7 protein-coding genes are annotated in these 11,219 nt (G+C 62.2%); 5 read left to right on the top strand and 2 right to left on the bottom strand.

Features of this window, described 5'->3' with window-relative positions; translation table 11 throughout:
- Positions 1–138: 138 nt before the first annotated feature.
- Positions 139–732: a bifunctional 2-polyprenyl-6-hydroxyphenol methylase/3-demethylubiquinol 3-O-methyltransferase UbiG gene (locus tag J0I64_RS19890; protein WP_291411529.1), complete on the bottom strand. Its 594-nt coding sequence runs from the start codon at positions 730–732 to the stop codon at positions 139–141.
- 75 nt (positions 733–807) lie between these two features.
- Positions 808–2,004: an ABC transporter substrate-binding protein gene (locus tag J0I64_RS19885; RefSeq protein ID WP_291411527.1), complete on the bottom strand. Its 1,197-nt coding sequence runs from the start codon at positions 2,002–2,004 to the stop codon at positions 808–810.
- 222 nt (positions 2,005–2,226) lie between these two features.
- On the opposite strand from J0I64_RS19885, the gene J0I64_RS19880 reads away from it, so the two are divergent.
- From J0I64_RS19880 to J0I64_RS19860, 5 genes are all read left to right on the top strand, one after another.
- Entirely contained in the window at positions 2,227–3,294 is a 1,068-nt protein-coding gene (locus tag J0I64_RS19880; RefSeq protein ID WP_291411525.1) for a glycine betaine ABC transporter substrate-binding protein, read from the top strand.
- Positions 3,295–3,453: 159 nt separating this feature from the next.
- Positions 3,454–5,013 (top strand): bifunctional diguanylate cyclase/phosphodiesterase, encoded by a 1,560-nt coding sequence (locus J0I64_RS19875; RefSeq protein WP_291411523.1) that lies wholly within the window; start codon positions 3,454–3,456, stop codon positions 5,011–5,013.
- Positions 5,014–5,116: 103 nt separating this feature from the next.
- A complete protein-coding gene (locus J0I64_RS19870) occupies positions 5,117–5,533 on the top strand; it encodes a TIGR01244 family sulfur transferase (RefSeq protein WP_291411521.1) in 417 nt (138 codons plus the stop codon).
- A gap of 107 nt (positions 5,534–5,640) precedes the next feature.
- The gene (pyc, locus tag J0I64_RS19865) at positions 5,641–9,081 is read left to right on the top strand and encodes a pyruvate carboxylase (RefSeq protein ID WP_291411520.1); all 3,441 of its coding nucleotides are present in this window, start codon (positions 5,641–5,643) and stop codon (positions 9,079–9,081) included.
- Between the two features lie 301 nt (positions 9,082–9,382).
- Positions 9,383–11,146 (top strand): ABC transporter ATP-binding protein, encoded by a 1,764-nt coding sequence (locus J0I64_RS19860; protein ID WP_291411517.1) that lies wholly within the window; start codon positions 9,383–9,385, stop codon positions 11,144–11,146.
- The last annotated feature ends 73 nt before the right edge of the window (positions 11,147–11,219 follow it).

The following is an 11,219-nucleotide window of genomic DNA, read 5'->3' as shown; positions in this document are numbered from 1 at the left end:
AGCCTGCGCCTCGCCGGCGGCACGGCGGTCTGTGCCTATAGGCCGAGCAAGGTGCTGGACGTGGTGCAGGCGCAGCACCTGTCGGTGACCGTGCGGACCGATGGGCCGCGAATCGAGGTTGAGACGCTATCGCAGTAGCTAAGCGGCGTGGCGCGCCGTGACCCAGAGCCATTCGGTGGGCTTGGCGTCATAGCCGCTGCCCATGATCTTTTCGATCGTCACTTTGTTCCAGCCGGCAGCGCGGTAGTCTTGGAGGAGACGTTCGGCGCTCGGATAGTTGTAATAGCGGCCGAGATCGTCGCGGCCCTCGCCCGTTCCGGCCTTGAAGCTGGCAGTGAAGATGCCGCCGGGGCGCAGCGCCTTGCGGATGCGGGTGAGGATGTCGACGAGGGTTTCGGCCGGCACGTGTAGGAGGCTCGCCGAGGCCCAGATGCCGTCATAAAGGGCAATTGCGTCCAGATGTTCGAAGCGCAGGACGCGCACTTTTCGGCCGATGCGTCTTTCGGCTTCGGCCGCAAGTTCGGCCGTGCCATCGGTCGCGTCGACATCGAAGCCGGGTTCGAGCATGCGGGCGGCGTCACGGCCATTGCCGCAACCGAGTTCAAGAATTTTTCCCGCCGCAGGGACGAGGGCAAGAAAGCCGTCGAGCTGTGCTCCATTGGGCGTGGTGGCGTGCTGGGCATAGGTCTCGGCATTTTTGGCGTAAAAGCGCAGCGTGGTGTCGTCGGCCATGGCGGTCTCCAGCAAAAAGGCCCGGGATTGCTCCCGGGCCTGATGTTTTGGGCAATTGCCCGTCGAGGGTCCAGCTTACTGGATGGCACCCTTTTCAACGAACTTGCCGCCTTCGACAGCGAGTTCGACAATGATGCCGTCAACGTCGCCAGCGGCGTCGAAATCGAGCGGGCCACCGGCGCCTTCATAGTCGATGTCGGTGCCGGCCTTGATCAGCTCGACAGCCTTCTTCCATTCACCGGGGAGGATCTTTTCGCCCGGAGCCGAAGCGACATCGCGCAGGGCAGCGGAGAGACCTTCACGGCTGGCCGAACCGTTCTTCTCGATGGCGAGAGCCAGGAGGAAGGCGGCGTCATAGGCCTGCGGAGCGTAGGTGGCGTTGGCGGTGAAGCCTTCGCCGGTGAAGGCGTTGTAGATGTCGACGGCTTCGCCGGTCGGGGCGCCAGCGCGGGTCGCGATCAGGCCTTCGACAGCGGAAGCGTCGATGCCGTTGAGCAGGTCGTCGCCAACCATGCCGTCGCCGCCCACATAGGTGGTGAAGTTGCCCGATTCCACGGCCTGGCGCAGCACGGTGTTACCCGAAGCGTTGGCATAGGCGAGGATCACGAGGTTCTGCGAAGCGACCAGGTTGCCCAGTTCGGCGCGGTAGTCGGCCTTGCCTTCTTCGTGAGCGAGGTTGGCAGCGACCGTGCCACCACCGGCGGTGAAGGCGGTGGAGAGCGCATCGGCAAAGCCCTTGCCGTAGTCGTTGTTGACATAGGTGATGGCAATGTCCTTGACGCCCTTGGCGAGCAGCAGGTCTGCCATCTTCTCGCCCTGAAGCGCGTCGGACGGGGTGGTGCGGAAGACAAGGTCATTGTCTACAAGCGTGGTCAGGGCAGGGGCCGAGGAGGCCGGCGACACGAACACGACATTGCCCGACAGGCCCGAGCCGTTGAACGCGCCGATGGTTTCACCGGTGCAGAGCGCGCCGACGATGGCAGTCACATTGTCGGTGTTGATAAGCTTGTCAGCGGCAGCGGCGGCGGCCGTCGCATCGCAGGCGCCGTCCGCGGAGATCAGCTTGAGTTCGCCACCCAGAATACCGCCCTGCTCGTTGATCTGCTTCACGACCAGCTGGGCGCCGGCAAAGATCGGCGGGGTGAGCGATTCAATCGGACCGGTGAAGCCACCGATGAAGCCGATGGTGGCACCGGTGTCCTGGGCCAGAGCCGGAGCGGCGATGGACAGGGCAGTGGCGGCAACCGCCAGGGTCAGGGTTTTCTTAAACATGGACGTCCCTCTGTTGGCGTTGCGCTCCGGATGGCCTTGCCAGCCCCCCTCTTACGGCGCGCAACGAAATGGCAGGGGCGCCTCACGCGCCCCGCTGGCACGGACTGTTGCATATTTTATTGGCACGAGTCACCGGGGGTCTTGGGCAAAATGGTGAACGGGTGCGGTTGCTTAAGGCAAGCCGATTGCGCATAGACTGGCACCAGTGGAATGAGGATGCGAATGCGATTTAGGCACCCTGTCATTGGCGGTCTCTTGCTGGCGCTGCTTGTCGGGCCGGCGCTGGCACAGATCACCATCCTCGACACGGCGCAGGATCGCGTCAACGGCGCGCCAGGGACTCAGTCGCCGGCGCCGGCTGCGGTGCCGGAAACGCCCGTCGCTCCCGCCCCACCACCGCCTTGCGGCACCCAAAACATGACTATTGCCCGCATGAGCTGGCCGTCGGCGAGCCTTCTGGCGGAAATTCACGCACGCCTTCTCAGCCAAGAGTTCGGATGCGAGGCGCGGGTGGTGCCCGGAGACCTCGCGGCGACGGCATCGTCCATGGGCTCGACTGGACAGCCGGCGGTGGCGCCGGAAATGTGGGTGACGCGGATCGCCGATGTGTGGAATGGTGCCATCCAGACGCAGATGCTGCGCAGCGCCGCGCCAACCTTTGCCGAGGCGACGACAGAAGGCTGGTTCATTCCCGCTTATATGCAGGGGGCGTTTTCGGGTACGGCAAGTGCTGCGGCCCTGCAGCCGCTGCTTTCGACCCAGACCAGCGAAACGCCGGTGCGTTTCATTTCCTGTCCGCTCGACTGGGCCTGCTCGGTCATCAATCGCAATCTGATCAAGGCCTATGGCCTGACGGACCTGTTGCAGGTGGTGGAGCCGGCCAATCGCTTTGAAATGGATACGCTGATCGCTGAGGCTGTCAGCCGGCACGAGAACTTCTTCTTCTATTATTGGCAGCCCAATGCAGTACTGGCTCAGCTTGATTTTCGGCCGCTCGACATGGGTGGCTATGACGAAGAGGCAATGAAGTGCCTGGCGCTGCTCTCCTGTGCCGCGCCAAAACCTTCTGCCTTTCCGGCCGAGATGATCGTTGTGGCGGTATCCGAATGGGTGTTTGCGGAGGCGCCCGCGGTCGCCTCCTACTTGCAGCGGGCTACCATGCCCGTCGGAGAAATGGATCGGTTGCTTGCCCAGCTCAACGAACCGGGGGCGACCGTCGAAGATGTGGCGGCGCGCTTCGTCGCCCGGCGCGGTGATCTCTGGCGCAAGTGGACCGGTAGCGCGCCCTGATCGGGCGGTTTACGCACCGTATACCTAAATGATCGGCACCGGCCGGTTGTCATATCACTGTCATTCAGTACGGGCCGGCATGGCTTATGGTGCGCCTAAATGCGCCTTCAAGCCCCTGAACTGTTTATGAATTTTTCGTCAATAGAGCGGAGCCGAGCGATGCTAGCGCGGGGTATTACCCGGTCGAGCCGGGTCATTCGGCGCAGCAGCGCCTCCGACGGACACATCCGCCAGCTTGATCATTTCGTCCCTATTCTCTCAAGCTATCGCCATGCTGCCGTCGTCGCCGGGGTCGCGCTACTTGGGGCAGTCTGCACGGCGTTTCTGGCAGGCTCTCGCTGGGATCCGTTGATGGCGCTGTTCTCTATCGGCCTTGTGGGGCTTGGCCTTGGCGGGCTCGTCATGGGACACCGGATGACTCGCCGTAATCTGTTGCGTGCGGCACGGGCCACGCGGGCGGTGATGGCGGCGGTGCATCGCGATGCTCTGACAGGCGTGTTCACGCGCTCCTATTTCATGGAAGCGCTGCGCAATGACGTTCATCACGGATCGGACAAGTCGCTGGGCTACATGCTGCTCGACATGGACAATCTAAAAGTTCTCAACGATGGCGCCGGCCATGCGGCGGGCGATGCGGCTCTGGCGCATCTGGCGAAAGTCATCGGCCAAGTGATGCCGGGCGCCGTCATCGGGCGGCTGGGCGGCGACGAGTTCGGCATCGCCATCCCAGCTTGCGACAATCGCGGTGCGCTGCGTCGGCTTGCCGAGGAATTGCTGCGGCGGCTCGACCTGCCGGTCAACATTGCGGGGCGACCGGTGCGTCTTTCCGCAACGATTGGTTTTGCGCTGGCTCCGGTCGATGCGACCGATGTGGACGACCTCATCGCCAAGGCCGATCTCGCGCTCTACAAGGGCAAGAAGGCCGGACGCCGGCAAGTCGTGGCTTTTGACCCCGACATGCTGGGTGACGAACGTCACCGCCGTTTCGTCGAGCGCGAACTGCGCGCGGCCCTGCTGATGGACGAACTGGAACTGCACTACCAGCCGGTCTTCGGCACCGATATGCGGGTGCGCTCGCACGAAGCATTGCTGCGTTGGCGGCATACGGTACGCGGTATGATACCGCCGTCGCAGTTCATCGGCATTGCGGAGGAAAGCGACCTTATCGACAAGCTCGGAGAGTGGGTCCTGCGCCGCGCCTGTGTCGATCTCGACCGGCTCGGCACGCCGATCGCCGTCAATGTCTCGCCAGCGCAATTGCGTCGCCCCGACTTTGCCCGGCATTTCGGGCAGGTGGTTAAGGAAATGGGTGTCGATCCCGGCAGGCTGATCATCGAGGTGACCGAGACCGTGCCGATGGTGGCCGGCGCAATCGAGCAGGCTAATCTCGACGCGATCCGCGCTCTTGGCGTCAAGGTTGCCATCGACGATTTCGGGGCAGGGCATGCGAGCCTGCAATATCTGCGCGGCTTTGCCTTCGATATCATCAAGATCGACCGCACCTATGTCGCCAATCTCGGCGACAACCGGATCGATGCGATGATTGTCGGCGCCATCTGCGACATTGCGCGCTCGCTCAAGGTCGATGTGATCGCCGAGGGCGTCGAGACCGAAGGGCAGCTCGATATGCTGCGTCGTGCCGGGTGCAGCGCTTTCCAGGGATACCTGCTCGGCCGACCCGCTCCGCTCGAGCGTCCTGCGGTCGCCAACGCGGCATAAGCGTAACTATCAGTACTCTTCGACTAACCGACAGTTGCATGGCTCGCCGCCCGGTGGATATAAGGGGGCGGGAAGCCAATGGGCGGATATGGGGAGTATCGACTTGGACTTGAAGCGGATCAACGATCACGTCAGTGTTTCTGGGCAGATCAGCCCAGAAGATGTCGCCTCGCTCAAATCCCTGGGCTTTACTGCCATCGTCAACAATCGTCCCGATGGTGAATCACCCGACCAGCCGGCGGGTGCCGAAATCGAAGCGGCTGCCAAGGCGGCCGGGCTTGCCTACTACGCCATTCCGCTGGGACGAGAAGGCGTCAATGCCGATCTCGTCGAGAAGACCAAGGCCGTCATCGAGGGGAGCGACGGCCCTGTGTTCTGCTTCTGCCGGTCCGGTACGCGTTCTACGACCTTGTGGGCGTTGAGCCAGGCCGGGGAAATGGATGCATCCGAGATCATCTCGCAGGCGGCCGAGGCCGGCTATGACATGAGCCACCTCGCCGGCATTCTTTCGAGAAGCTGACATAAGACTATTGGCGGCGTGGATGGCCCGCCATCCATTCTACCGACACTGCTGAGCCGGACCCGGGAGATCGGGTCCTCAACCTCTCCTGCTCGGAATTTAAATCGATGCCAATCAAGAAAATCCTCGTCGCCAACCGCAGCGAAATCGCCATCCGCGTGTTTCGCGCCGCCAACGAACTCGGCCTCAAGACTGTCGCAGTCTATGCCGAAGAAGACAAACTGGCGCTGCACCGCTTCAAGGCCGACGAGGCCTATCTGATCGGCAAGGGCAAGGGCCCGGTCGAAGCTTATCTGCAAATCGAAGAGTACATTCGCATCGCCCGCATCTCGGGCGCCGATGCCATCCATCCCGGCTATGGCCTGCTCTCGGAAAGCCCGGAATTCGTCGATGCGTGCGATGACGCCGGTATCATCTTCATCGGCCCGCGCGCCCAGACCATGCGCGATCTCGGCAACAAGGTTGCCGCGCGCAATATGGCGATCAAGTCCAATGTTCCGGTGGTGCCGGCGACGGACGCACTGCCGGACGACATGAATGAAGTCAAGCGCATGGCCGCAGAGATCGGCTACCCGCTGATGCTGAAGGCGTCGTGGGGCGGTGGCGGCCGCGGCATGCGCCGCATCATGGATGAAGCGCACCTGATCAACGAAGTGTCCGAGGGCAAGCGCGAGGCCAAGGCCGCGTTCGGCAAGGACGAGATGTATCTCGAAAAGCTGATCGAGCGTGCCCGCCACGTCGAAGTGCAGCTCATCGGCGACGATCACGGCAATCTCGTGCATCTGTTCGAGCGCGACTGCTCGGTGCAGCGGCGCAACCAGAAAGTGGTCGAGCGTGCGCCGGCGCCTTACCTCTCCGACAAAGTGCGGAACGACCTGACGAGCGCCGCTGTGCGCCTCGGCAATGCTGCGAATTATCGTGGTGCCGGCACGGTCGAATTCCTGATGGATGCGGACACAGACAAGTTCTACTTCATTGAAGTGAACCCGCGCATTCAGGTAGAGCACACGGTCACTGAAGAGGTGACGGGCATCGACATCGTCAAGGCGCAGATTCATCTGCTCGATGGCGCTGTGATCGGGACACCGGAATCAGGGGTGCCTCTCCAGGAAAACATCAAGCTCAACGGCAATGCGATTCAGTGCCGCGTGACGACCGAAGATCCGGAACAGAATTTCATTCCAGACTATGGCCGCATCACTGCCTATCGCGGTGCGACCGGTTTTGGCGTGCGCCTCGATGGCGGCACGGCCTATTCGGGCGCGGTCATTACCCGCTACTATGATCCGCTCCTTGAAAAGGTCACCTGCTGGGCGCCCTCTGCGGAAGAAGCGATTGCGCGCATGCATCGCGCGCTGCGCGAATTCCGTATTCGTGGCGTCGCGACCAATCTGGCGTTCCTCGAAAACATCATCACGCATCCGGACTTTGTCGAGAACCGCTACACGACGCGCTTCATCGATACGACGCCGGATCTTTTCAACTTCAAGCCGCGTCGCGATCGCGCGACCAAGCTTTTGAGCTACATTGCCGATGTGACCGTGAACGGGCATCCGGAAGTCCGCGATCGTCCGCGGCCGCCGGCCGATGCGGCCGCGCCCTTCGTGCCGGAATTCGATCCGCTGATCGTGGTGGAAGGCAGCCGGCAGGTGCTGGATCGTGATGGTCCGGTGGGCCTTGCCAAGTGGATGAAGCGCCAGGGCAAGGTGCTGTTCACCGACACGACGATGCGCGATGCGCATCAGTCGCTGCTGGCAACGCGCATGCGCTCGTTCGACATAACCCGCATCGCCCAGGCCTATTCGCGTGGCCTGCCGAACCTCTTCTCGCTTGAGTGCTGGGGCGGCGCGACCTTTGACGTGTCCATGCGCTTCCTCAATGAGGATCCGTGGGAGCGTCTGGCCAAGGTGCGCGAAGGCGCGCCGAATATTCTCACGCAAATGCTGCTGCGCGGCAGCAATGGCGTCGGCTACACGAACTATCCCGACAATGTCGTGAAATTTTTCGTCAAGCAGGCAGCCAAGGGCGGCGTCGATGTGTTCCGCATTTTCGACTGCCTCAACTGGGTCGAGAACATGCGCGTCTCGATCGATGCCGTGGCGGCCGAGGGCAAGGTGGCTGAAGGCGCGATCTGCTATACCGGCGACCTCTTCGATCCCGATCGCTCCAAGTATGATCTGAAATACTATGTCGGCCTGGCAAAGGAACTGGAGGCCGCTGGCGTCCATGTGCTCGGCATCAAGGATATGGCTGGCCTTTTGAAGCCGGCTGCGGCCAAGAAGCTGATTTCGACGCTGCGCAACGAAACTGATCTGCCGATCCATCTCCACACCCACGACACCTCAGGCGCTTCGGCGGCGACGGTGCTGGCGGCGGTGGAAGCCGGTGTCGATGCGGTGGATGCGGCGATGGATGCGCTGTCCTCGACCACCTCTCAGCCGACGCTGGGTTCGCTGGTTGCCGCGCTTGAAGGTTCGGACCGCGACCCCGAGCTCGACTCCAAGGCGATCCGCCAAATTTCCTTCTATTGGGAAGCCGTACGCACCCAGTACCGCGCCTTCGAGAGCGATCTCAAGGGCGGCGCTTCGGAAGTCTACCTGCACGAAATGCCCGGTGGCCAGTTCACCAATCTCAAGGAACAGGCCCGTTCGCTCGGTCTTGAAACCCGTTGGCACGAAGTCGCCCAGACCTATGCCGACGTGAACAAGATGTTCGGCGATATCGTCAAGGTGACGCCGTCCTCCAAGGTTGTCGGCGACATGGCGCTGGCCATGGTGTCGGCCGGGATTACCCGCGCCGATGTCGAGAGCCCGGACAAGGATATTGCCTTCCCCGATTCTGTGGTTGGCTTCTTTGCCGGTGATCTGGGCCAGCCGCCTGGTGGCTTCCCGCAGGTGCTGCAGAAGAAGGTGCTCAAGGGCAAGACGGCGCTGACCGAGCGCCCGGGGTCTTATCTGAAGGACGTTGATCTCGAAGCTGAGCGCAAGAAGATCTCGGACGAGGTCGGCATGCCGATCGATGATTTCCGTCTCGCGTCCTACCTGATGTACCCAAAGGTCTATTCGGACTTTGAGAAGACGCAGGATCGCTATGGTCCGACCGAAGCGCTGCCGACGCCGGTCTATTTCTACGGTCTCGAAGAAGGTGACGAACTGCTCGTCGATATCGAGAAGGGTAAGACGCTGGTCGTGAATTATCTCGGCCGCGCCCCCACCAATGAAAAGGGCGAGGTTCGCGTGTTCTTCGACCTCAACGGTCAGCCGCGTACCATCACCGTGCCCGATCGCTTGAAGGCAGGTGAAGTGAAGGTTCGCGCCAAGGCTGTGGCGGGCGACCCCAAGCAAGTCGGCGCGCCGATGCCGGGCGTCATCTCGACCCTTGCCGTCAAGGAAGGCCAGAAGGTGCAGGCCGGCGACGTGCTCTGCTCCATCGAAGCCATGAAGATGGAAACGGCGATCCATGCCGAGGTCGATGGCACAGTGGCGGAACTGCTTATCCGCCCGGGCGATCAGATCGACGCGAAGGACCTGCTGGTTCGTCTAGAGTAGAACCTTAGCGCTATCGTTTGGATGGCCAGCGCATGCTTTTTGGCGTCTCGCTCCGCGAGACGCCAAAAACTTGCAAAAATTGCGCAATTTGCACCTTGAATGGTACGCGTATTGCGACTTTTATAGGCAGGCATTGATTTGCCCGATCCCGGTCGACGGATCCCCGCCTCCCCCTTCGGGCCCCACTTTTTGATGTCTGGATAATCCCTTGCCTACCCTCAAGGCTGGCCGCGACCGTTCACGCGGCGATGCTCGGGCTCACTTGGCTGCCGTACATGCCGGCAAAGGCCGGAGCCCGCTTTTGCGCATCACTTTGTACTCCCTGCGACACTATTGGCAGGCGAGTCTGGCTATTGGCGCGACCATTGTGGCCTCGGTGCTGCAATTGCTGATCCCACGGCTACTCGGGAGGGCGATCGACGAAGCACATAATGTGCTGACGACGGCCGCCGAGGGGGCGCAGCAGGCGCTGATCTGGAGCGCGCTGATCCTGTTCCTCGTGTCGGTGGCGCGCGGCCTCTTCACGCTGGTGCAGAACTATTATTCGGAATCGGTCGGCCACCATGTGGGCTACGAGCTGCGGCTCGCCTTCTACGACAAGGTGCAGAAGCTTTCTTATTCCTACCATGACCGGGTGCATTCCGGAGACCTGATCACGCTCGGTCTGCTCGACCTCGACGGCGTGCGCATGTTCTTCTCGACCGGCTTCGTGCGCACGGTGCTGCTGGCCGTGCTCATCGGCGTCGGCGCCTATATGCTGCTGACGACCGACATGGTTCTGGGGCTCCTCGCGCTGAGCTTCGTGCCTTTTGTTGCCTGGCGCTCGTCGGTTGCGCAGTTGATGCTACGCTCGACCTGGCTGGTGCTGCAGGAGCGGCTTTCGATCATGACGCGCGTCATGGAGGAAAACCTTGGCGGCATTCGCGTCGTCAGGGCTTTCTCCGCCCAGAAGTTCGAGCTCGACAAGTTCGACAAGTCATCGAAATCGGCCCTGGAGCTTGCGCATGAGCGTGTGCTGGTCCGCGTCAAGAACACCTCGATGATGACCTTCTCGTTCTTTGCGGCCATGGGCCTCGTGCTCTGGGTCGGCGGCAACAAGGTGATCGCCGGCGACATGAGCGTCGGGACGCTCGCGAGCTTTTTGACCTTCATGACCATCCTGCAGATGCCCGTGCGCCAGCTCGGCCTGATGGTCAACTCCTTTGCCCGCGCCGATACTTGCGGCCAGCGCTTCTATGCCTTCATCGATGAGAAGGTGGAGATCGAAGACAAGCCGGGCGCTGTGCCACTGCAACTGGGCGAGGGCACGCTGCGCTTCGAAGATGTGCATTTCACCTATCCCGGTGCGACGCATCCGACCCTCAAGGGCATCACCTTCGAAGGCCGGGCGGGGGAAACCATCGGTATTGTCGGCGCGCCAGGCAGCGGCAAGTCGACCATCGCCCACCTCATCCCGCGCTTTTACGACGTGACCTCGGGTCGGGTGACCATCGACGGGCAGGATGTGCGCGACGTGACCATCGAGTCGCTGCGCCGTCAGGTAGGCGTGGTGCAGCAGGACTCGTTCCTTTTCACCACCACGATCGAGAACAATATCGCCTATGGCGACCCCTGGGCCAAGGAAACCAAGATCGAGAAGGCGGCGGAAAGCGCGCAGCTGCACAACTACATCATGGGCCTGCCGACGGACTATGAAACAGTGGTGGGCGAACGTGGGGTGTCGCTTTCGGGCGGCCAGCGCCAGCGTCTCTCTATCGCCCGCAGCCTCGTCATGCGGCCGGCGGTGATGGTCTTTGACGACTCGACGGCGGCAATCGATGCCGGCACCGAACACCGCATCCGCTCGGCCATCCGCGCCTATGCCAGCGATCGGGTGACCATCATCATCGCGCATCGCCTGTCCTCGCTGATGCATGCCGACACCATTCTCTTCCTCGAAGACGGCGAGGTCGTCGAACGCGGCAGCCACGCTGAGCTGCTGGCTCTGGGGGGGCGCTATTCGGCGCTCTATGACCTCCAGACGCGACCGGCCGAGGATATCGATATTGAAAGGGCCGCCCAATGAGCGTGGTCGAGGACGACGAACGGGACGTCGCAAGTTTTCCCGGCCAGCGCCCGCCACGCGCATCGGTGGGCAG

Origin of the sequence: Devosia sp., from assembly GCF_017307565.1 — a bacterium.
In the GTDB taxonomy this organism is placed as follows: Bacteria; Pseudomonadota; Alphaproteobacteria; order Rhizobiales; family Devosiaceae; genus Devosia.
The sequence above is the reverse complement of the archived record's forward strand: the minus strand, read 5'-3'. Positions and strand labels throughout refer to the sequence as shown.

What these genes read in the sequence shown, in the direction of transcription:
- J0I64_RS19880 (WP_291411525.1), top strand. Translation starts at nt 2,227, where the DNA reads ATGCGATTTAGGCACCCTGTCATTGGCGGTCTCTTGCTGGCGCTGCTT.
- J0I64_RS19885 (WP_291411527.1), bottom strand. Translation starts at nt 2,004, where the DNA reads ATGTTTAAGAAAACCCTGACCCTGGCGGTTGCCGCCACTGCCCTGTCC.
- pyc (WP_291411520.1), top strand. Translation starts at nt 5,641, where the DNA reads ATGCCAATCAAGAAAATCCTCGTCGCCAACCGCAGCGAAATCGCCATC.
- J0I64_RS19890 (WP_291411529.1), bottom strand. Translation starts at nt 732, where the DNA reads ATGGCCGACGACACCACGCTGCGCTTTTACGCCAAAAATGCCGAGACC.
- J0I64_RS19875 (WP_291411523.1), top strand. Translation starts at nt 3,454, where the DNA reads ATGCTAGCGCGGGGTATTACCCGGTCGAGCCGGGTCATTCGGCGCAGC.